At 57.1% G+C, this 22,315-nt stretch carries 21 protein-coding genes; 12 read left to right on the forward strand and 9 right to left on the reverse strand.

The genetic code is table 11. The annotated features are described in order from the left end of the window. Positions 1-12: 12 nt before the first annotated feature. Positions 13-1,218: a multidrug effflux MFS transporter gene (locus tag GOV91_RS10565; RefSeq protein WP_171235479.1), complete on the reverse strand. Its 1,206-nt coding sequence runs from the start codon at positions 1,216-1,218 to the stop codon at positions 13-15. A 183-nt stretch (positions 1,219-1,401) separates the two neighbouring features. On the opposite strand from GOV91_RS10565, the gene GOV91_RS10570 reads away from it, so the two are divergent. The 3 genes from GOV91_RS10570 (at position 1,402) to GOV91_RS10580 (ending at position 4,020) form a co-directional block, all read left to right on the forward strand. Continuing rightward, the gene (locus GOV91_RS10570) at positions 1,402-2,934 is read left to right on the forward strand and encodes an acyl-CoA carboxylase subunit beta (protein ID WP_171235480.1); all 1,533 of its coding nucleotides are present in this window, start codon (positions 1,402-1,404) and stop codon (positions 2,932-2,934) included. Positions 2,935-3,203: 269 nt separating this feature from the next. Continuing rightward, on the forward strand, positions 3,204-3,533 hold the full coding sequence (locus GOV91_RS10575) for a DUF6497 family protein (protein WP_254440649.1): 330 nt from the start codon (positions 3,204-3,206) through the stop codon (positions 3,531-3,533). 133 nt (positions 3,534-3,666) lie between these two features. After that, a complete protein-coding gene (locus GOV91_RS10580) occupies positions 3,667-4,020 on the forward strand; it encodes a hypothetical protein (protein ID WP_171235482.1) in 354 nt (117 codons plus the stop codon). An 86-nt stretch (positions 4,021-4,106) separates the two neighbouring features. Here the strand turns inward: GOV91_RS10580 and GOV91_RS10585 are convergent, their stop codons facing one another. Further along, the gene (locus GOV91_RS10585) at positions 4,107-5,258 is read right to left on the reverse strand and encodes a DcaP family trimeric outer membrane transporter (protein ID WP_254440650.1); all 1,152 of its coding nucleotides are present in this window, start codon (positions 5,256-5,258) and stop codon (positions 4,107-4,109) included. A 650-nt stretch (positions 5,259-5,908) separates the two neighbouring features. Here GOV91_RS10585 and GOV91_RS10590 point away from each other — a divergent pair. Continuing rightward, a complete protein-coding gene (locus tag GOV91_RS10590) occupies positions 5,909-6,112 on the forward strand; it encodes a hypothetical protein (protein ID WP_171235483.1) in 204 nt (67 codons plus the stop codon). A 116-nt stretch (positions 6,113-6,228) separates the two neighbouring features. Continuing rightward, a complete protein-coding gene (locus GOV91_RS10595) occupies positions 6,229-8,274 on the forward strand; it encodes an acetyl/propionyl/methylcrotonyl-CoA carboxylase subunit alpha (RefSeq protein WP_171235484.1) in 2,046 nt (681 codons plus the stop codon). Between the two features lie 76 nt (positions 8,275-8,350). Here the strand turns inward: GOV91_RS10595 and GOV91_RS10600 are convergent, their stop codons facing one another. Next, complete coding sequence (locus tag GOV91_RS10600; RefSeq protein WP_171175430.1) at positions 8,351-8,797, reverse strand: DUF4174 domain-containing protein; 447 nt, start codon at positions 8,795-8,797, stop codon at positions 8,351-8,353. Between the two features lie 169 nt (positions 8,798-8,966). Here GOV91_RS10600 and scpA point away from each other — a divergent pair, with 169 nt between their 5' ends. The 6 genes from scpA (at position 8,967) to GOV91_RS10630 (ending at position 14,432) form a co-directional block, all read left to right on the forward strand. Beyond that, a complete protein-coding gene (scpA, locus tag GOV91_RS10605) occupies positions 8,967-11,093 on the forward strand; it encodes a methylmalonyl-CoA mutase (RefSeq protein WP_171235485.1) in 2,127 nt (708 codons plus the stop codon). A 107-nt stretch (positions 11,094-11,200) separates the two neighbouring features. After that, positions 11,201-11,803, forward strand: a complete 603-nt coding sequence (locus tag GOV91_RS10610) for a VOC family protein (protein WP_171235486.1) — start codon at positions 11,201-11,203, stop codon at positions 11,801-11,803. Beyond that, positions 11,800-12,288, forward strand: a complete 489-nt coding sequence (locus GOV91_RS10615; RefSeq protein WP_171175424.1) for a GNAT family N-acetyltransferase — start codon at positions 11,800-11,802, stop codon at positions 12,286-12,288. Before GOV91_RS10610 ends, GOV91_RS10615 begins: the two co-directional genes overlap by 4 nt. 45 nt (positions 12,289-12,333) lie before the next feature. Then, positions 12,334-13,014 (forward strand): molecular chaperone DjiA, encoded by a 681-nt coding sequence (locus GOV91_RS10620; RefSeq protein ID WP_171175422.1) that lies wholly within the window; start codon positions 12,334-12,336, stop codon positions 13,012-13,014. Between the two features lie 4 nt (positions 13,015-13,018). Next, positions 13,019-14,020, forward strand: coding sequence for an endonuclease/exonuclease/phosphatase family protein (locus GOV91_RS10625; protein ID WP_171235487.1), 1,002 nt, complete (start codon positions 13,019-13,021; stop codon positions 14,018-14,020). Positions 14,021-14,057: 37 nt separating this feature from the next. After that, positions 14,058-14,432, forward strand: a complete 375-nt coding sequence (locus GOV91_RS10630; RefSeq protein WP_171175418.1) for a hypothetical protein — start codon at positions 14,058-14,060, stop codon at positions 14,430-14,432. 7 nt (positions 14,433-14,439) lie between these two features. Here the strand turns inward: GOV91_RS10630 and GOV91_RS10635 are convergent, their stop codons facing one another. The 5 genes from GOV91_RS10635 to GOV91_RS10655 all read right to left on the reverse strand — a co-directional run bounded on the left by GOV91_RS10635 (position 14,440) and on the right by GOV91_RS10655 (position 20,226). After that, positions 14,440-15,984 carry a Ppx/GppA family phosphatase gene (locus GOV91_RS10635; protein WP_171235488.1) on the reverse strand — a complete coding sequence of 515 codons (1,545 nt, stop codon included), beginning with the start codon at positions 15,982-15,984 and terminating at the stop codon, positions 14,440-14,442. A 49-nt stretch (positions 15,985-16,033) separates the two neighbouring features. Further along, positions 16,034-16,723 carry a DnaA ATPase domain-containing protein gene (locus GOV91_RS10640; RefSeq protein ID WP_171235489.1) on the reverse strand — a complete coding sequence of 230 codons (690 nt, stop codon included), beginning with the start codon at positions 16,721-16,723 and terminating at the stop codon, positions 16,034-16,036. Beyond that, on the reverse strand, positions 16,724-17,797 hold the full coding sequence (locus GOV91_RS10645; protein WP_171235490.1) for an AI-2E family transporter: 1,074 nt from the start codon (positions 17,795-17,797) through the stop codon (positions 16,724-16,726). A 90-nt stretch (positions 17,798-17,887) separates the two neighbouring features. Continuing rightward, positions 17,888-18,862: an isopenicillin N synthase family oxygenase gene (locus tag GOV91_RS10650; RefSeq protein WP_171235491.1), complete on the reverse strand. Its 975-nt coding sequence runs from the start codon at positions 18,860-18,862 to the stop codon at positions 17,888-17,890. Further along, positions 18,862-20,226, reverse strand: a complete 1,365-nt coding sequence (locus tag GOV91_RS10655; RefSeq protein WP_171235492.1) for an FAD-dependent oxidoreductase — start codon at positions 20,224-20,226, stop codon at positions 18,862-18,864. Before GOV91_RS10655 ends, GOV91_RS10650 begins: the two co-directional genes overlap by 1 nt. A 169-nt stretch (positions 20,227-20,395) precedes the next feature. Between GOV91_RS10655 and proS the strand changes: the two genes are divergently transcribed. Further along, entirely contained in the window at positions 20,396-21,736 is a 1,341-nt protein-coding gene (gene proS / locus GOV91_RS10660) for a proline--tRNA ligase (RefSeq protein WP_171235493.1), read from the forward strand. A 91-nt stretch (positions 21,737-21,827) separates the two neighbouring features. Here proS and GOV91_RS10665 read toward each other — a convergent pair whose 3' ends face one another. After that, positions 21,828-22,187, reverse strand: coding sequence for a hypothetical protein (locus GOV91_RS10665; protein ID WP_171175409.1), 360 nt, complete (start codon positions 22,185-22,187; stop codon positions 21,828-21,830). Between the last annotated feature and the right edge of the window lie 128 nt (positions 22,188-22,315).

The raw sequence follows: 22,315 nt of genomic DNA on the forward strand, positions 1-22,315 counted from the left end.
CCGTGCAAGCTGTCAGAGCCCCAATTGCCGTTCGCGTCGGATGACGGCCGCTATGGCGCAAATGGCCAGCAGGGCGGTTGTCAACATCAGCCACAACAGTGGCATTGCGCCGGTTTCGTGGGTCAGCAATGCGCCTGCCAAGGCGCTGAGGCCTGCACCGCCGCCCAACATGATTGCGCCACTCAGACCCGACGCGGTCGCCGCCAGATGTGGGCGAACTGATAGGGCGCCCGATGTTGCATTGGGAATAACCATGCCGTTGCCCACACCTACAAAGGTCATAAGTCCAAAAAAACTGAGCGCCGTGCCGCTACCTGCCAGAAAAAGCAGGGCTGACAGCGCGACGCCGAAGGCGTTCAACAGGCTGCCCCAAAGCACCATGCGATTGACACCAATCCGTACGGAGTATCGCCCGCTGATGAAATTCCCCGCAAAATATCCGACGGCCGGCGCGCCAAAATAGACACCGACCTGAGCAGCGCTCAGCCCAAATAATTCCGTTCCGATGAACGGAGCGCCGCCCAGATAGGCAAAAAAGGCCCCTGACGAGAAGGCGCAGGCCAGTGAATACCCCCAGAAGCGGGGCGAGGTTAGCAGCTCGGGGTATTCTTTGAATTGCTGTACGAGCGACTTCCCGCTTTTCGCTGCAGTTTCGCCGAAATCCGTGAATGTAAGGAACAAGGTTAAAGCGCCGATGGCAAATGGCAGCCAGAAATTGGCCTTCCAGCCAAGCGTCTCTTCCAGAATGCCGCCTATGGCAGGGCCGATCATGGGGACTACAGCCATACCCATGGTCACATACCCGATCATCGACGCAGCCTGATCCTGATCGTACATGTCGCGTACTGCGGCGCGGCTGAGCACCATACCCACCACCACAACCGCCTGGCACATCCTGAAAACCAGAAAGATCTCGGCGTTGGGCGCGTAAATGCATCCCAGGGTCGCCAGCAGGAACAGCGCAAGACCCCAAAGCAGAACGGGTCTGCGCCCTGCCTTGTCAGCGAGCGGGCCGATCACAATTTGCAGAATGGCGTTGATCAGCAGGTACAAAGCAATCGACAGCTGCATGACCTTGTAATCGGTTGCGAAATACAGGGCCATGTTGGGCAGGCTTGGCAGGAAAAGGTTCATGCTCAGGGCGGACAAGCCCGAAAGCAAGACAAGCGTTGCCAATGTAGGTGGTGTGCGCGGCACGGCGCCAGAGCTGAACTGCATGGTTCACATGTATAGCCACGGATTTTCGGAATGCCAGTCGTTGCCAAAAATCAATGCGATACTTAGCTAATTTGCAGTTATCCAGATTGGTATTGCTAGTGTTTTGCAAATTTGCGGAAAAGGTCTTTGGTTGAGCAAGTCGAGCGGGTAGTGTCGCGCCAAATTTAATAGGGGATACTCGTCATGAAAGACATCCTTTCTGAGTTGGAAGACCGCCGCGGCAACGCACGACTGGGCGGTGGGCAGAGACGGATCGATGCCCAACATTCACGTGGCAAGTTGACGGCGCGTGAGCGGATCGAGTTGTTGCTGGATGAAAGCAGTTTTGAAGAATTCGATATGTTCGTCAGCCATCGCTGCACCGAATTTGGGATGGAAAACCAAAAGCCTGCAGGTGACGGGGTTGTCACCGGCTGGGGCACGATCAATGGCCGTATGGTCTATGTGTTCAGTCAGGATTTCACCGTCTTTGGTGGATCGCTTTCGGAAACCCACGCACAGAAGATTTGCAAGATCATGGATATGGCGGTGCAGAATGGAGCACCTATCATCGGGATCAACGACTCGGGTGGGGCGCGAATCCAGGAAGGCGTTGCCTCGCTGGCCGGGTATGCCGAAGTGTTCCAGCGCAATATCACGGCGTCCGGCGTCGTTCCACAGATCAGCGTAATCATGGGCCCCTGCGCCGGTGGCGCGGTTTACAGCCCGGCGATGACCGACTTTATCTTCATGGTCAAAGATTCGTCTTACATGTTTGTGACCGGTCCCGACGTTGTCAAAACTGTCACCAACGAGGTCGTGACGGCCGAGGAACTGGGTGGTGCTTCGACCCATACCAAGAAGTCTTCGGTTGCGGATGCGGCGTTTGAGAACGATGTCGAGGCTTTGGCAGAAGTCCGTCGACTGGTGGATTTCCTGCCGCTCAATAACCGCGAGAAACCCCCGGTGCGCCCCTTCTTTGACGAGCCCGACCGGCTTGAGCCGTCGCTGGACACGCTTGTTCCTGACAATCCCAACACGCCCTACGACATGAAAGAGCTCATTACCAAGATTGCGGATGAGGGCGACTTTTACGAGATCCAGGAAGACTTTGCCAAAAACATCATCACCGGCTTTATCCGTCTAGAGGGTCAGACCGTTGGGGTCGTTGCCAACCAGCCGATGGTACTGGCGGGATGTCTGGACATTGACAGCTCGCGCAAGGCGGCGCGCTTTGTGCGTTTCTGCGATTGTTTTGAAATCCCGATCCTGACATTTGTGGATGTTCCGGGCTTCCTGCCGGGCACCCAGCAGGAATATAGCGGTGTGATCAAACATGGCGCGAAGCTGCTTTATGCCTATGGCGAGGCGACAGTGCCCAAAGTGACCGTGATCACGCGAAAAGCCTATGGCGGTGCTTATGTGGTTATGGCGTCCAAGCACCTGCGCGGTGATTTCAACTATGCCTGGCCTACAGCCGAGATCGCTGTGATGGGTGCAAAAGGCGCAACTGAAATCATCCACCGTGCTGACCTCGGGGATGCGGAAAAGACAGCACAGCACGTCGCGGATTACGAAGATCGGTTTGCGAATCCCTTTGTTGCGGCCGAGCGCGGCTTTGTCGATGAAGTGATCATGCCTCAATCGACCCGCCGCCGCGTGTCCCGGGCATTTGCCAGTCTGCGAGGTAAGCAGCTGAAGAACCCTTGGAAAAAGCACGACAATATCCCGCTGTGATCAATCCGGGGCAGCGCAGCCTGCCCTGGTGTTCCTTCACGCCGTCCGGCTGAAGTTTGGGCGAATATTGCCCAAAATTGAGGCGGAATTGACAAGAATCGGCAAATAGTTGAATGATCCGACCCGTTAGACATAGATCAGCGCAGTTCAAAAGCACTGCGCGCGCGATCCCGGAAGGAGGAGCTTGCCCTTGGCGAGTCCGGGGTCGCGCCATTTGTCTGATGTTCAGTGCGCTCTGTTCTCCGGGTCTTGCTCAATCAGATGCGCCGTTGCCGGTACCCTCGGGGCAACCTGTGCATTTGGATGACGTTCTGCTTGATAACAATCCGGGCGAGTTGTGGGTGCGCTTTCGTTTCATTGCGCCAAAGATCGGCGGGACGGTTGGGCGGATCACTTATGATGTGGCGTCCAAGGATATGGAGCACTTGTGCCAAATTCTGGCGGTTCCCTATGTGGCCAAACATGAGCTGCAGCCTGCGCGGGTTGTCATTTCGTTGTCGGACAGACCGCTGGAATTTGGCGATGTCGCCCCGGACGCGACGCAATTTTTTGAAGCCTACCGGCTGGAGCAGTCCCGGTGTATCTGGGAGGGGCTTTGATCATGAACTTTTCCCGTCATGACGTCAGAGCATCTCAGACCAACGGTGCGGCTTTGGAGGTGCGCAACATGATTCCATCCCTTTTCGGGCATGATTTGTCCTTGTCTGTACGTGTTAAGCCGGGGGTGCTGACATGTTGAAGCATCGTGGCTTCCCCGGTCGCCTGACCGGTACGGATTTTCAGTTCACCATTCGTCGCGCAAACCCAAAAGGTGTGACGCCGCTGACCCGTCGGGAACGGTTTCGCGATCGCAGGCCTGCTGACAAGCGCGCAGATACCGCGTTCATGGAAGCGCTTTGGGTTCATTTCGGTGATCAGCCGTTCGAACGGGGCAACCTGGATGCAGGTCGCCTGAGCTGGCTGTTCGGGCGCGAGGTGGTTCCCGCAGAAGATCCGTTTGATCCGGCCAGTTATGATGCACTTTTGGTCATTGATGTGGATGCGGCTCGCGCATCCTTTCCTGATGTTATCGACGAGATGGGCTGATTTTGACATTGGCTGCCGCATATCAGAGAGCCGAACCCGGTGTTGCGGCGATCCTGCCCAAAGCCGGGCAGGATCCATGTGCGGTGTCAGAAGTTCAGCTGAGCGGCAAGCTGAACGCGGTTGCCATCAAAAGTACTGCCGGTGGACGCGTCGTTCCGCTCACCATAGATGTACTCGGCGCTGAGGGTCAGATTGTCGGTCGCCTTGTAGAACGCGTTGACGTGGATCGTTTCCAGCTCGGTGAAGGACAATGTGCCGGTCGAGGTGGGAAGGTCATAATCTTCGCGACCATACGCAATGCCGACATTCCACTTCGGACTCAGGTCTTGTCTGAACTCGATAGTGTAGCCGTCAACATCATTCGCCTGACCTCCGACAATCGCATCTCCAATGCCGACGAGGTATGGGCCAAGGGCCTCACCCGTTACATAGTTGACCTGGAACAGCCCGCCTTGCCACGGGCGTACCGAGGCAGAGGCAGTAAAGCCTGTTTGGTCAACTTCAACACTGCCGGAATTGGCCTTGCCGTAAAGTACCGCACCGCGTGCGATGTAGGTGCCGTCGTTGTATTCCGCCGAGGCCGTGAGGACCGGATCGTCAGAGTTCGAACCGCTGACATTTTCTTCGACCGAAACGGCAAACTGAGCATTGCTTCCAAGCTGTCCAGTGTAACGCAGCTGCGGAACACGGGCGAAGGCGATGCCGACCGGGCCGTTGAATTCGACCGAGGTAGGATAGGAATCAAGCGGTTGGAAGTCGGTCCAGTACTGACCGATCAGGTACTGGTCCCCGATCGTGATGTTTGCGTGACGCACACGCAGCTCAGCGGTACCACCCGAGCCGAACAAGTCAAGTTCCAACTGCCCGCCGATGTCTCCGATTCCGCTTGGCGTCGAGGTGCGCAATCCGATCCGCGATTGGCGCACCGTAGCGCCAAAGGTGCCATCAGTCGCGGCAGAAGGTTCACCGATGACATTCACGAAGGCAGTGTCGCCCTGATCGAATTCGAAGTCATAGAAGAAATCGGCCTTGACGTAACCGTAAACGTCCAAAGTGGTGTTACCGATCCAAAAATCTCCGTCGGCGGTGCTGTTATTCGCGGATTCCAGCGCCTCGACCCTCGCGCGCAGTGCGTCGAGCTCGGCTTGGGTCTGGGCTTCCTGAGCATAAGCAAGGGTGCTGGTCACACTGAGTGCAGAGGCAGCAAGCAGGAGTGCCTTCATTCTTGTAGTCGTCATGTGGGTATTTCCTTGTGTGCGAGTGTGCAAACCCAACGTTTCACGCGTTCAGTAGCGACGGAAATCACAAGGGTGAGGCGAAAAACTATAATTTTCTCAAGGGATTGTGTGGCTGAAGCTAAGAAAAATCACGACTGGGTGAACCGATCTGTCAACCATATGAATCCAAATACGATTTTGCTTATCAAAAAAGTGTCATGCCGTGATGCCGCGTGTGTAAAGCTTCAGTGCGAGGAACCGGTTTGTAACAGAAATGTGACGGGCGAGGTGGCTTCGCTATCCGTGGGTCGTAAAAGAGGTTTCGGCGCAAACTTGCGCGAGGTCTCGCTGCATGGGCAGATTCCAGCCGAGACGACGCGCAGAAACAATACTGTGTTTTCTGGTGAGATTGTGGCGTGCAAGGTGAATGAGCCGTGCGGCTCTACTTTGCCTGCGCCGCACACGCACCTACTATTCCGTACCCCTTCCTCACGCGGGCAGGCTTGTGTTCCCCACAAAGACCTGTCCGCGTTTTTCTTTTTGCGAGATCGCGGCGAACAAAGGCAAAAACCTGCACAAATTCTGCCTGTACACTCTTTGATATTGAATAACAGTCAGCGTTTCGCGCATCTGACGCCCAACAAACCAAGAAACCAAAAAGGGCAGATATCATGCGAATCTCACGGCTCATCTTTGTTGCGACGGTCTGCGCGGGCTTGGCTGCCTGCGGCGACACCACAGGCGAACAGGCTATCCTGGGTGGTGGGGCCGGCGCTGTTGGCGCAGCCGTCCTCAATGCCGACCCGCTTTTCGGCGCGGCCGTCGGCGCAGCGAGCAACGTGCTTTACTGCAAAACGCAGAACACCTGTAACTAACGCATCATTTTGGGGGCGCCTTTCGTCCCGTCCGTCTTCGCGCATCACGCCGTCGCGGGGATCGTTCCCTGCGGTGGCGTTTTGCGTTTCCAGAACACCAAGCCAAAGGACGTTCCATGTTCAATAAGATCCTGATCGCCAACCGGGGCGAGATCGCCTGCCGGGTCATCAAAACCGCCCGCAAAATGGGTATCGGCACAGTTGCCATTTATTCGGACGCGGACAAGAACGCGCTTCATGTGTCGATGGCAGATGAAGCCGTGCACATTGGGCCGCCGCCAGCCAATCAGTCTTACATCGTGATCGACAAGGTCATGGACGCTATCCGCCAAAGCGGTGCACAGGCCGTTCACCCTGGTTATGGCTTCCTGTCGGAAAATGCCAAATTCGCCGAAGCGCTGGAAGCCGAAGGCGTGGCCTTTGTCGGCCCCCCGAAAGGCGCGATCGAAGCGATGGGCGACAAGATCACCTCGAAGAAAATTGCTCAGGATGCAAATGTTTCGACGGTTCCAGGCTACATGGGCTTGATCGAAGATGCGGATGAGGCGGTCAAAATCTCGAATGAGATCGGTTATCCGGTCATGATCAAGGCCAGCGCCGGGGGCGGTGGTAAAGGCATGCGGATCGCGTGGAACGACGAAGAAGCGCGCGAGGGCTTCCAGTCGTCCAAGAACGAGGCCGCGAATTCGTTCGGGGATGACCGGATTTTTATCGAGAAATTCGTCACCCAGCCGCGCCACATCGAAATTCAGGTTTTGTGTGACAGCCACGGAAACGGGATCTATTTGGGCGAGCGCGAATGCTCGATCCAGCGCCGGAACCAGAAAGTGGTGGAAGAGGCACCGTCGCCATTTCTTGATGAAGCAACCCGTAAGGCGATGGGCGAACAAGCTGTGGCCTTGGCCAAGGCGGTCGGCTATTCCAGCGCGGGTACGGTGGAGTTTATCGTTGACGGTGAAAAGAACTTCTACTTCCTCGAAATGAACACCCGCCTGCAGGTGGAACACCCGGTCACTGAGCTGATCACAGGCGTTGATCTGGTGGAACAAATGATCCGCGTGGCCGCGGGTGAGCCATTGTCGATCACGCAAGACGACGTGACGCTGACTGGCTGGGCGATTGAAAACCGCCTGTATGCGGAAGATCCCTATCGCAACTTCCTGCCGTCGATTGGCCGTCTGACCCGTTATCGCCCACCGCAAGAGGTTGCGGCTGGTCCGATGCTGGTCAACGGCAAATGGCAGGGCGACGCGCCCGAAGGTGAAGCGGCAGTGCGCAACGATACCGGCGTCTACGAGGGCGGCGAGATCAGCATGTATTACGACCCGATGATTGCAAAACTCTGCACCTGGGCACCGACCCGCGAAGCCGCGATTGAGGCGATGCGCGTTGCCCTGGACAGTTTCGAGGTTGAAGGCATTGGTCACAACTTGCCGTTCCTGTCTGCTGTGATGGACCACCCGAAGTTCATCAGTGGTGACATGACCACGGCTTTCATTGCCGAAGAATATCCCGATGGGTTCGAGGGCGTATCCTTGCCCGAAGATGACCTGCGCCGGATCGCGGCATCCTGCGCGGCCATGCACCGTGTGGCCGAAATCCGCCGCACCCGCGTGTCGGGTCGGATGGACAATCATGAACGCAAAGTTGGCAAACGCTGGGTCGTATCGCTGGAAGGTCACGAATTGCCGGTTCAGGTGAACGCTGACAAAGAAGGGGCAACCGTCAAGTTCGAAGATGGCTCGACCCTGCGTGTGGCCTCGGATTGGACGCCGGGTGATCAACTGGCCGTATTAGATGTCGATGGCAGCCCGTTGGTTCTGAAGGTGGGCAAGGTTTCGGGCGGGTTCCGCATTCGCAACCGGGGGGCCGATTTGAAGGTTCTGGTGCGCCGTCCGCGTCAGGCAGAGCTGGCCAAACTGATGCCAGAAAAACTGCCGCCGGATACCTCGAAAATGCTGCTGTGCCCGATGCCAGGCCTGGTCGTGAAGATCGACGTGGAAGTCGGGCAAGAGGTACAGGAAGGTCAGGCGTTGTGCACGATTGAGGCGATGAAGATGGAGAACATCCTGCGCGCCGAGAAGAAGGGCACCGTTGCCAAGATCAATGCTGGTCCGGGCGACAGCCTTGCCGTAGACGAAGTGATCATCGAGTTCGAATGATCATGCCAGTGCTTTCAATTTACCTCCGACGGTCTCCGGCGTTCTGCGCCGGAGCTGCGGGGTATTGCGAAAGCGCTCAACCGCCCTCGCGCCGTTCGCGGATTTCGCGCTCACGCAGGGGGGTCTTGTCTATGGACCGGCCGATCTCGCGAACGCTCCAAGGTGAGGGTTTGCGTAGTTTAACCACGCCGTCTTTGTCGACAAACACCATCTGGAACCCGCGCGGGCGAAGTTGCGCCCTGATCGGGGATTTCGCTGACGGGTCGGTATCAGTCAAGACCACGACGTCCCGGTCACGCATGGCCTGTTCGCCATCCAATAGCATGTCGATCTGTTGTTGGAATCGCGGGTCGGCTGGCGTGTCTGCAAAGACAACGATAGGGCGGTTGACCCATAGAAAATCGCTGAGTTCGCTGTCGCCTGCCGGGCGAACAAAGCTGTCATCTGAGGGCGCCGTGCCGTCCGCCGCCCAAGCGGCCAGCGGGATTAGTGCCGAGAAAACAAAGGCAAGCGTGCGAGTCATGTGGCCTCCTGTTCTTTCGAATATAGCCCCTGTCTCCGCGATTGCGACTGACGATTTACGCAGAACACTCAAAATTTTGCGCTTGCGCCCCGACGCAATGGTCAAGCGCATGACCTAAATGCGGACGTTTTACGACGGCCGCCACCCGAATTGACGAGAGGAAATCGAAATGACCGACACGAAGGACTGGAAAGCGCTGGCCGAGAAAGAGCTGCGCGGACGTCCGTTGGACGATCTGACCAAGGAAACGCTGGAAGGCATCGCCGTCAAACCACTTTATACGCAAGAAGATACAGCAGATCTGCCGCATATGGGCTCGCTGCCGGGCTTTGGCCCGTTTACGCGCGGGGTGAAGGCGACGATGTATGCCGGTCGTCCGTGGACGATCCGTCAATATGCGGGCTTTTCGACAGCCGAGGAATCAAACGCCTTCTACCGCCGCAACCTGGCAGCAGGTCAGCAGGGTGTCTCGGTCGCTTTCGATCTGGCCACGCACCGTGGTTATGACAGTGATCACCCGCGTGTTGTAGGCGATGTAGGGAAGGCCGGTGTGGCCATCGACAGCGTGGAAGACATGAAGATCCTGTTCGACGGCATTCCGCTGGATAAGGTTTCCGTCTCGATGACCATGAACGGTGCGGTGGTTCCGATCTTGGCCAGTTTCATCGTTGCGGGGGAAGAGCAGGGCCATGACAAATCGGTCCTGTCTGGCACAATTCAGAATGACATTCTGAAAGAGTTCATGGTTCGAAACACCTATATCTATCCGCCCGAGCCGTCGATGCGGATCATTTCGGACATCATCGAATACACCTCGAACGAGATGCCCAAGTTCAACTCGATCTCGATCTCGGGCTATCACATGCAAGAGGCCGGGGCGAACCTGGTGCAGGAATTGGCCTATACGCTGGCTGATGGGCGTGAATACGTCCGGGCCGCGACAGAGGCCGGAATGGATGTGGACAAGTTCGCGGGTCGTCTGTCGTTCTTCTTTGCCATTGGCATGAACTTCTTCATGGAAGTCGCCAAATTGCGCGCCGCGCGGACCCTATGGCATCGCGTGATGACCGAATTCGGTGCAAAATCCGAGCGATCAAAGATGCTGCGTACCCATTGCCAGACCTCGGGCGTGTCGTTGCAGGAGCAAGATCCCTATAACAACGTGATCCGCACAGCCTATGAAGCGATGAGCGCGGTTCTGGGCGGAACCCAGTCGTTGCACACCAATGCTTTGGACGAGGCGATTGCTCTGCCGACGGACTTTTCGGCCCGCATCGCGCGGAACACCCAGTTGGTGTTGCAGGAAGAGACCGGTGTGACTGATGTGGTCGATCCCTTGGCGGGCTCCTACTATGTCGAAAGCCTGACCAATGAACTGGTCGAAAAAGCCTGGGCGCTGATGCAAGAGGTCGAAGAAATGGGCGGTATGACCAAGGCCGTCGCCTCGGGTATGCCCAAGCTGCGCATTGAAGAAAGCGCCGCGCGCCGTCAGGCCATGATCGACCGGGGCGACGAGGTGATCGTCGGTGTCAACAAATACCGCAAAGAACAGGAAGACCTGATCGACATTCTGGATGTCGACAACGTCGCCGTGCGAGAGGCCCAGGTTGCACGCCTGGAACGTATCCGCGCGACCCGCGATGAGGGTGCTTGCCAAGCGGCGTTAGACGCCCTGACCACCATCGCCCGCGAGGGTGGCAACCTGCTGGCTGCTGCGGTCGAGGCCGCCCGCGCCCGTGCATCCGTAGGAGAGATCAGCATGGCAATGGAAAAAGAGTTCGGCCGCCACCGTGCCGAAGTGAAAACCCTGGCCGGTGTGTATGGCGCGGCCTACGAAGGTGACGAAGGCTTTGCCGCGATCCAGAAGTCCATTGAAGAGTTTGCCGAAGCTGAAGGGCGTCGCCCTCGTTTGCTGGTGGTCAAGATGGGACAGGACGGTCACGACCGGGGTGCCAAGGTCATCGCCACGGCCTTTGCCGATATTGGTTTTGACGTCGATGTTGGGCCTTTGTTCCAGACACCTGCCGAGGCCGCGCAGGACGCGGTGGACAATGACGTGCATGTGGTCGGGATTTCCTCGCAAGCCGCCGGGCACAAGACGCTAGCCCCGCAGTTGGTCGAAGAGCTCAAGAAAGCCGGGGCAGAGGATATTATCGTCATCTGCGGTGGCGTGATTCCGCAGCAGGATTACCAGTTCCTCTACGATCACGGCGTAAAAGCGATCTTTGGGCCGGGCACCAATATTCCCGAAGCCGCGCAGGACATCCTGCGTCTGATCAACGAAGCGCGGGGCTAAACAGTGGCCAAGATTTTTCGTCGAAAAATCTTGTGATCTCGCGCCGATGGCGGAAACATGCGACCAGACCTGATTGGGTCTGGTCGAATTGTTTTTAGGAGGGGCGCATGTTGCTCGATCATCTGGCCGTTGCAGGCGAAACGCTGGAAGAAGCATCCGCACATGTCGAACAGGCTTTGGGCGTTGCGTTGCAGGCGGGCGGCAAGCACGAGAAGTTTGGTACCTATAATCGACTGCTGGGGCTCAAGGATGGTCTGTATCTTGAGGCGATTTCCATCGATCCTGACGCCCCCCAACCAGAACGAACCCGCTGGTTCGATCTGGACCGGTTTACGGGCAAACCCCGCTTGAGCAACTGGATTTGTCGCGTGCCAGACATCGAAGCCTCGCTGTCGGTGTTTCCCGATGGTATCGGGACACCGATTGATCTGACTCGTGGTGCCCTGAGTTGGCGTATGGCCGTGCCGCCGACCGGCCGACTTCCGTTTGACAACCTTTTTCCCGCGTTGATCCAGTGGCAGGGCGATCTGCACCCGGCGCAGATGTTGCAAGACAGCGGTTGCCGCCTGCGCAGGCTGGTCGTGTTCCACCCGGATGCGCTGACACTGGCCACACATCTTGGCGCGTTGGACTGGGTGGTGTTCGACACTGGGCCAGCTGCCTTGCGGGCCGAGGTTGATACCCCGCACGGTCTGCGCGTGTTGGAATGAAGGTTCGCCCCGCACAGCCAGCAGATGCGCTTGCGATTGCCGAGATCGCCAATCAGATCATTCGCGAGACGCTGGTCACGTTCACCACCGATACTCGCAGCGCTGAGAGTATCGCCGAAGATATCCACGCCCGAGGTCCCGGGTTTCTGGTTGCAGAAATTGAAGGCCGCGTGGTCGGGTTTGCGACCTTTGGACCTTTCCGCTCGGGCCCGGGTTATGCGCATAGTTGCGAACACTCCATCCAATTGGCGCCTGAAGCGCGCGGCCAAGGCGTGGGCCGCGCCCTGATGGTCGCACTGGAGAAAGCTGCGCGAGCCAAGGGGGTCCACGTCTTGGTTGCTGGTATCTCATCCGCAAACCCGTCTGCTGTTGCATTCCACGCAGCGTTGGGGTTCGAACAGGTCGGGGTTATGCCTCAAATCGGTTACAAATGGGGGCAGTGGCTGGATCTTGTGCTGATGCAGAAAATTCTTTCCCCGGATTGATCTATCGCACCTGACAGTCCCGAATTGTGGCGCTAGGGTACGCCCATGTCGATTTGGACTCGCATATCAGACGCTCTTAGCGCACTTGCACAGGGCGAAAGCCTGACCGCTGTTTTTGAAAAGCTTCGCTCACCGCCTGAACGCTCGGTGGCGTTTACGATTGCCGTCATTGCGCTGGGCGCAAAAATGGCTAAGGCAGACGGGCAGGTGACGCGGGACGAGGTCACAGCCTTCCGCGACGTGTTCCAGATTGCACGCGAGGATGAGGAGGGCGCGGCGCGGGTTTTCAACATGGCGCGCACGGATGTGGCCGGGTATCAGGATTATGCCCGCAAGATCGCCCGGATGTTTTCCGAAGACAGCACCACACTGTGCGACCTGATGGAAGGGCTGTTTCACATTGCGATGGCCGACGGGTTCTATCATCCCAATGAGAATGAGTTTTTAGAAGAGGTCAGCCGCATCTTTGGCCAAACAGATGCGCAGTTTTTGGCCTTGCGTGCGCGGTTTGTGCCGGACGCACCCAACGACCCATATGTGGTTCTGGGAGTATCCCGGGATATGCCCGTGGCCGAGATCCGCAAGGTCTGGCGTCAGCTGGTGCGCGAGACACACCCGGACGCCATGATGGCACGCGGGGTCCCCGAAGAAGCGATCCGGTTGGCTGAAAAGAAGATGATCGACATTAATCGCGCCTGGGACGAGATCAACGGCGCGGCGGCCTGAGGGGATGCGGTTGGCGACCTATAATATCGAATGGTTCGCCAATCTTTTCGACAAGAATGACGCCCTTATTGTCGATGACAGCTGGTCCGGCAGGCACGATGTCACCAAAGCGCAGCAAGTTGAGGCAATTGCCAAGGTTCTAACCGCGATGGATGCCGATGCAGTGCTGATTGTCGAGGCACCGAACACCGGCAAACGACAAAATACAGTGCGTGCTTTGCAAGGCTTTGCCGAGGCATTCGAACTGCGCACCGCCGATGCGGTGATGGGCTTTGCCAATGACACACATCAGGAATTGGCACTGCTGTTTGACAGAACTGTTCTGAGCGCACGTCACGATCCAAAAGGGGGCATTGAAGACGGGTCGGCTCCTCGGTTCGACGGTGAATTCAGAATTGATCTGGATGTTGACGCGACCGAAGACATTGTTGAGTTTTCCAAACCGCCAATGGAACTGGCGCTGACGACTAAGGCAGGCAATGAAGTCAGGCTTATTGGAGCACATCTGAAATCAAAGGCGCCGCATGGGGCAGAGTCCAGGGACGAAGCGATCCGAATCTCGATTGCCAACCGTCGTAAGCAGCTTGCACAGGCGGTTTGGCTGGCCCGAAGGGTTGAGGCGCATTTAGAACAGGACGAGTCAGTCATTTTGCTGGGGGATCTGAATGACGGGCCGGGGCTGGATGAATTTGAACACCTCTTTGGGCATTCATCTGTTGAGATTTTGCTGCAGTCCGGGCTGTATGATCCGCACGCGGTCAGGGCACATGAATTTCGGCCAGGTTCGATCCCGTCCACTGCGCGCTTTGCGCCCCCCGAAGAGGGCCGATTTCTGGAGGCGCTTCTGGATTACATCATGATTTCCCAAGATTTGCGTGCCTTTGATCCCGTCTGGCGTATTTGGCACCCATTTCGGGATACTGTTTGTTGGTCTGAACCCGAAATGCGGCAAGCGCTGTTGACAGCTTCGGATCATTTTCCGGTCACTCTGGATATTGATCTGTGATCTTTGCAGCCTCTGCCCAAAGGTTTATATCAAGGATATGAAACGGATTGTTCTGATCAGCATCGTGTTGGCATCATTTGCAATGCCAGCTTCGGCCCAAGAAGACACTGGAAAATCCCTGATGGAGCAGGGAGCCGAGTTATTCTTCGAAGGGCTGCGCAAGGAAATGGAACCGGCGCTGGATGACTTGCTTGGATTGGCGGATGAGTTCGGCCCAGCCATGCAGTCGTTCTTGCAAGAGATGGGCCCGGCGCTGGCGGAACTGGCAGCTCAGGTCAAGGATTGGAGCGCCTATGAGGCACCCGAAATCCTGCCCAATGGCGACATCATCATCCGCAAAAAGCCGGTTGAAGACCTGCCTGAACATGAAAACAAGGACGAAGAGAACCCCGAGGGCACAACTGATATCTGAGTTTGCCTCAGCCCTTGATGATCACCTGCGTTCCCGCTTTCAGGGCGCTTGCCAGCGAGTTCAGGCGTGCCTCGGCCACTTCGCTGAACAAAGGTGCCGCAGCCTCGGGTAAATACAGTTCTAACTCGCGCTTTTTCGGATAGAATTTCAGGCGCCCCATATTGGCTTCGTTGTGCATCCAGAGCATTGCGCCAAATCGCATGGCTTTTCCCAGAATTTCGGCCTGCTTCTGGTCTTTCTCGTCTAGCAACTCATACAGGGGCGTAAACCGGTTGCCTTCGCGTTTGTTCTTGTAACGATGTTGCAGGGCCAACCCGATAAAGACACGCTCGGAATGTTTCAAACCCCCAAGATTGGCGCGAGTGACATTGTCAAAGCAAACCTCGGCCCGATAATCGGGATGAGCGCGCCAACTGACATCGTGCAGCAGGCACGCGGCCTGAATCAGGCGTACGCGGCTGGGCGGGGCAGATTTGAACAGCGGCATGACAAAGTCATACAAGTTGCGGCCAAAACCAGGCAGACGCGCATCCTTTGCTTCGGAAAAGCGGCTGGCTTCGATCAGGGGGTCGCGGTCCCGCAGTTCCTGCGGCATCTGTTCATACAGCAACCCTTCGCGGATGCCATAGCTCGAAATCGCGATATCCTTGGGTTTGAAGGTTCGGATCAGCCGGGCCAGAACATCCATTGCATAAGGAATCAGCGACATACGAGAGCTTGAGACCCCAGCCTCGCCACGCAGTTTTTCGTAGTCGCTTTTTTCTATGAACTTGATGGTATCGCGCACTTGTTTGGTGGTCATTCGGTATTCGTGCAGCACGTTCAGTGGATAACCCCGCCGCAGCATGTCCAGTCGCGCAAAAGCTCGCCAACTGCCTCCGACCAGAAACAGGCGATCTCGCTGCGGACCCATCTGATCGCGCAGCTCTTCCATTGTTGACTTGATATGCGCCTTTCGGGCTCGTCGCCCGCCTTTGATGTCGCGCAGCTTCAGAGGGCCTAGGGCTGAGGTCACACGGCGACCGACCTGACCATCGCCGATTTCGGCCAATTCCATCGACGAGCCGCCAATGTCGCAGATCAGGCCGTACGCACCGGGCCAGCCTAGCAACACGCCTTGTGCCGACAGACGTGCCTCTTCCGCGCCGTCGATTACGGCCACAAGCAACCCGGTTTCTGCTTCGACCTGTGCGCAGAAATCCGGGCCGTCTTCGGCCTCACGCACCGCAGCCGTGGCCACCACATGCAGCCCGGGCAGATCCAGATCCATCGCCAGATGCTGGAATCGCCGCAGCGCCGCCAGTGCACGGTCACGCCCGCGTGGGTTTAACCGGCCCGTCTCGGACAGGCCCGCGCCCAGTTCGCACATCACCTTTTCGTTGTAAAAATAAGCCGGCGACCGGGCTGCGCCGTCGAAGATCACCATCCGAACCGAGTTCGATCCCACATCGACCACTCCGACCCGCGACAGGGCACGTGTGCCAGGGTCGTCGAACAAAGGTTTTCCGAAAGGTCCCCAGTCCGGGATGTCGGTTTCGACGGTCTGATCCATGTGTCTTCCAGATAGTGCAGTCAGAGGATGCGAAATTGGAGCTTGCGGGTCAATCACCCGTGTCGACCTCGTCCGGGCTTGTGTTCAAAACCCGAACGGCCAAGGCACGTGTGATGTCACGCTTTTCCGCTAATGCCAGATGGTCGAGTTGCGCAACAACGTTTGCAGCGGTTTCAAACCGTCGATCCATATGTTTCACGAGATAAGCGATGACTTCGGGGCCAGGATTCAACTGACGATCCACAAACAGTTTGGCCAGCACCGCGCCCAGAAGCGCGTCGTCGGGCGGGTCCAATGCGACGTGATGGGCCCCTTCAACGCGGCTTTGAAGATCCGCTAGGGGCAGTTCCCAAAATTTCGGTGCAAGCCTGCCGGTCATTAACAAGGCACGCCCTTCGGCCAGCACCAGATTGTGCAGGTGAAACAGTGTTTTCTGCTGTTCCAAATCCCCGGCGACCATGGGTACATCTTCGACGGCGATCGGTCCTCGCGCCAGATCAGGTACGTCGTCATAGCGCAGGTCTGCTGCCTGAATGATCTGTCCACTGGTTTCAGCGGCCCAGACATGCGCCAGATGAGTTTTGCCCGCGCCCGCCGGTCCGCTGAGTACCAGCTTGTTTCCGGGCCAAGATGTTGCCGAAATCATCGCAACCGCCAGAGCATTGGAAGGCGAGACAAAGAAATCCTCACGCCCAAGCGCAGTTTTGGCGGGCAGGTCAAAGCTGAGTTGTCGGGCCATTTACTCGGTTTCCTGATCCTGACTTTCAAGACCGGTGTAAAGTCTGCTGTCCAGATACAGCGAAGTTGCAAACCGCGCCAGCACGCCAAGCGCTGCTGCGACGGGGACTGCGATCAGCATACCGACAAAGCCAAACAATGCGCCAAAGACCGAAAGCGCCAGCAGCAGCCAGACCGGGTGTAACCCTACAGAGTTGCCGACCAATTTGGGTGTCAGGAAATTCCCTTCGGTGACCTGGCCAATGGCAAAGATGCCCGCAATCAAACCGATATGTGCCCAATCGCCCCAGAACTGAAACAGCGCGAGCCCAATGGCCAGCGTTCCACCAATCAAGGCGCCCAGATAAGGAATGAACGTGACCAACCCTGCGATGAATCCGACAATCAAGCCAAATTGCAGACCTGCCAGCATCAAGGCGACCGCGTAATATGTGCCAAGGATAAGGCAAACGGTACCCATCCCGCGCACGAAAGAGGCCAAAACGGCGTCAATCTCGACCGCCAGCCGCTTGATGGTTGGGGCGTGGTCGCGTGGCAAAAGCTCTCCGATGCGAGCGATCATGCGGTCCCAGTCCAACAGCATATAGACCGCGACAACCGGTACGATGACCAGCAGAACCACAATGTTGATTGCGGACCCCAGAGAGGTCAGCACCGTCTGCAGAACATCCCCTGTCTTGGACTTCAACGTATCGCCAAAAGATACCAACATCTGGTGCGTGCTTGATTCCCGATCCAAAAGGGACGGAAACTGTTTTTCGATAAAGCCGCGCAACTCTTTGAACAGGGCCGGCAAGACATCAACCAGGTCCAATAGCTGCGTGATCAAAGCGGGTACGACCATCAGGATTGCCAACACGAACCCCAATACGCCCACAACCGTGATGATAGCTGTGGCCGCCATGCGCGAAAGGCCAAGCCGCTCAAGTCGATCTGCAACAGGATCAAGGAAATAGGCAATGGCGCCGCCGATCACAAACGGCAGCAGGACGTCTCCCAAGGCCCAGAGGATCAACGCAAAAACCGCAGCGGCAACGCCCCAGTACCTTAGTTGATCCTTAACCGGCAATGCCATCGCAATCCCCTTTTGGCAGGTCATTGACGGTGTTCTTGGCGTATCAAGCTCCATGATGCAAGCGCTTCATGTGGCCTGAAATTGCGGCGGTTAGTCCTGTAGCGTCCCCAGTTCAGGCGTGTCCTCGTCTGCGGCTTCATCAGGCCAATTGGTACGCCAGATTTCTGCAGACCAATGTCCGCAATGGACAGCAGGGCGGTCGAAACCAGGTAGCGTGGGCAGCAACGGCTCGACGATAACATCATGGCGGGGGACGGCGAAGTAAGGGAAAGAGTGCCGCTCTTTGCCTGACCGGTTTACCACCCGATGTGGTGTGGATTTCAATCGCCCGCCTGACCATAGCTCTAGCATGTCGCCAATGTTGACAATAAAGCCGCCGGGTGGGCAGTCCGGCGTGATCCATCCTCCGCCGCGCGTTTGAACTTCAAGTCCACCCACCGGATCAGGGGCGATGATGGTCAGCGCGTCAGTATCCTTGTGCGGATGGATACCATAGCCCGCCTCGTCCGCAGCCTGCGGCGGGTAGTGTAGCAGGGTCATGTTGGTCATCGGGTCCTGGAACGCGCTGCGCAGCGCGTCGGGCTTCAAACCCAGACCGTTTTCTAATGCGCCGAGCAACAGATCGGTAACGCGATCCAGTTGGGCCCAATAGTCCAGAATGGTCGCCTTGGCACTTGGCACGTCATCCGGCCAGAGGTTTGGTCCGTACAGAGCACAGTCCGCACGTATCGGCGCGTCTTCTGCAACCTCGTGGTGCAGCTTGTACCCTTCATATTTGTCGGCCTTGCCCGAACCATCATTGGGCGTGAAAAAGCCCATGGGTATATAGCCGCGATAGTTTTCGCGGGTGATGGCCTGATCCCATTTGCGCGACTCATCGATGGCAAAGATGTCTCGGGTCGTTCGTCTGACTTGATCAACGGTTTCCCGAGTCACGCCTGTCCCGGTGATGGACAGAAACCCGATCCCGGCACAAGCCTCAAGGATGTGTCGCACCGTTGCTTCGTATGCATCGGTTTTCGGTTCGGTCAGAGGCGAGATGTCGATTGTTGGAATGCTGTCCATTAGTGAATCCTGACCCCTTGGCGTTCCAGTTCCGTGTGAACAGGTGCCAAATTCAACTGGTCCAGGTCCTGATTGCTTTTGAGTGAAAGAGCGGCCGCAATGCCTGCACCCTGACCCATGACGGCGCAACAGGCCATGTTGCGCGTGGCGGCATGAGCCACTCGGTCCGCGCCATGCGACCGGCCCGCGACCAGCAGGCCCTTGACCCCTTTGGGCAACATCGAGCGATAGGGAACCTGCATGTACCGCCCCGTGGTGGGCAGGATCAAAATGCCATAGCCGTCTATGAATTCGGGATAAATGCCAATGGTATCTTCAAACCGACCCTGATGGCGGGCGTCGTTTTCTGTCATGTTGTACAGGGCATCGATCTTGCGGGTGTCGCGGATGCCCATAGTCATTCCGAAGTTCCGAAGCCGCGCGTTTTCGCATCCGGGCATGAACCTTCGTAGGGCATCGATGGCTAACATCGACTGTCGGCGGCCTTCGATCTCACCGCGTGTCAGGCTGTCAGGGTCGGTCCCGTCGATCTCGGCTAGATGGATGAGGTTCATATACGTCAGCTCACCCGTGTCATGCATTGCGCCCCAGGTGCCCGCGATGGTGTTGAGATGCGGGGGGATCAGACCTTGATCAATCGCCTGCTGGAACGGTTTGTGAACAAAGGGCGAGAACATGTCGTCCTCTTTGCCGCTGGTCTCAATATTCCACTCACCGCCGCCGCCCCAGTCCTTATAGGTTTGCGGGTCGGCTTTCACGCCCTCCATGAAGGCGCGCTTGTCGACACCGGCCAGATGGAACATGACCGAGGCGGCCATCATGTCTTCGCGTGGGGTCTTGTGGGTCGGTGCGCCTGCGCGGTGCGCCACATCTGCGTCGCCGGTGGCGTCGATTACCACTTTGGCCAGGATCGCCTCGCGCCCCGCCTTGGATTCGGTGATGATGCCGGTGATCCGGTCGCCATCCATGATGGGGGCGACGAACTGGCGATGAAGCATTGGGTGCACGCCTGCCTCTTCGACCAGCTTGTCGGCCACCAGTTTGAACCCTTCGCTGTCCAGTTCATAACTGAGCGACTGGCTTTCAGGCACCGCCGCGCCCATGTCCTTGGCGCGGGTTTCGAATTCCATCCCGATTCCGCCAGCCTCAATGGTTTGCTCATGGCGATACCATGCGAAACCCTCGACACCCACAGCAGTGATGTTGCCGCCCATGCAACCAAAGCGGTCGACCAGAGATACTTCGGCCCCGGCCCGCGCCGCCGCCAGTGCTGCGGCCAACCCTGCGGGACCAGAGCCAACAACCAACACGTCGGTCTGATGGATGACAGGGATTTGGCGGGCGGGTTCCTGAATTGTTTGCATCGGCGCCTCGTGGAATTAGCAGTTCCGTTACAATTGAAATTCTCAATTGGCGGGTCAATCAAAAAACCGACTGACGCGAAGTCGCAAAAACGCCAATGTCCGATTGCCCCCGGCGGGGCTTTGGAATAATCACCTGTGCAGTCGATTTCTTACCTTTGAAGGTCCACCTATGCGCCTGAGCCGTTACTTTCTGCCCGTTCTCAAGGAAAACCCGTCTGAGGCTCAGATTGTCAGCCACCGGCTGATGCTACGTGCCGGGATGATCAAGCAGGCTGCGGCCGGGATTTATTCGTGGTTGCCGATGGGTTTCAAAGTGCTGCGCAAGCTGGAAAACATCGTGCACGAAGAACAGGCGCGCGCGGGCCATATCGCGATACAGATGCCGGTTTTGCAATCGGCCGATCTGTGGCGCGAATCCGGTCGCTATGACGATTACGGTCAGGAAATGCTGCGGATGAAGGACCGGCATGACCGGGACATGTTGTTTACGCCCACGGCGGAAGAACTGGTGACAGATATTTTCCGCGGTCACGTAAGCAGCTACAAAGATCTGCCGCTGACGCTGTATCAAATCCAGTGGAAGTTCCGCGATGAAATCCGCCCGCGTTTTGGCGTGATGCGGGGCCGCGAGTTCTATATGAAAGACGGCTACAATTTTGACCTGACCAAGGAAGATGCGCTGCACGCATATAACCGCCATCTGGTCAGCTATCTGCGCACTTACGAACGCATGGGTCTGCAGGCGATCCCGATGCGCGCCGATTCAGGCCCCATTGGTGGCGATGACACGCACGAATTCCTTGTGCTGGCTGATACCGGTGAATCCGAGGTCTTCTATGACAGTGCCGTCACCGACCTGACATTCGGAGACCGCGAGATCGACTATGACAGCCGTGAACAATGCCAGGCCATACTGGAAGAGTTCACTTCGAAATACGCGCGTACCGACGAAACGCATGACGCGGCGCTTTTCAACCAGATCCCCGAGGAGCGCCGTCGCGTTGCACGTGGTATTGAGGTCGGGCAGATTTTCTATTTCGGCACCAAATACTCCGAACCTCTAGGCGCGACCGTACAGGGCCCTGATGGCAAACCGGTTCCGGTACACATGGGCAGCCACGGTATCGGCGTCAGCCGCTTGGTAGGTGCGATCATCGAAGCAAGCCATGACGATAAGGGCATCATTTGGCCCGAGGGAGTAACGCCGTTCCACTGCGGTATCGTGAATCTGAAACAGGGTGATGAACAAGCAGATGCGGCCTGTGACAAGATATATTCGGCGCTGACCGCTTTGGGTCTGGAGCCGTTGTATGATGATCGAAAAGAACGGGCTGGGGGCAAGTTTGCAACCATGGACCTTATCGGTCTGCCTTGGCGCATCACCGTGGGTCCACGTGGTCTGAAGAATGGTGTGGTTGAACTGACTTGCCGCCGCACTGGTGAAAGCGAAGAGCTAAGCCCCGAAGCGGCTGTCACCAAAGTTGCAGAAATCTATCAGCAGATCGCCTGATCGCGATCATCGGATGCTGCGCTGTCAGTCACGCCGAGTACATCTGATCTGGCCGCTAACTGAGGCCAAAGCAAAGCGACCGGCCCGGGCCTTAATTTTGGTCTGGTGTCGGACGCTCTGCCAGAACGTCGCCATCGGCGTCGTCGCCTCGAGCGACAACAATGGGACGACCCAGACGGCTGACCAGTTCACGAAACTCGAGGCCCAGAAACCGTAGCCCACAAACGCGTGCGTCGGTTGTTCGATCCGTGATGCACAAACGGCCCTGGCGAAACACCAGTCGATATCCTTTTTCTTTTAGGATGTCTGCCAAATTGCTCCAGCTTGCCGCGCTGACAAAGATCGGCCGAATGGCCGCGCGCAGCAGTGCTGCTGTTTCACAATCCAGTTCTGTTGATGCCCTGCGAGTCGGAATTGAGCCCGCGCCATTGGTAGAAATTTGAAAATTCATTGAGCGACCCCCGCTCGTTAAATGTGTTCCCCCGTAGTTAGGGTGACAAAGTTTCCAAAAATAATCAAAATGAGTAATAAAATTTCGCCATCATTGTTGCCTTTTCGATTCACAGACTCACGAAGCGC

It is taken from the genome of Ruegeria sp. HKCCA6837 (genome assembly GCF_013034475.1).
Classification (GTDB): domain Bacteria; phylum Pseudomonadota; class Alphaproteobacteria; order Rhodobacterales; family Rhodobacteraceae; genus Ruegeria.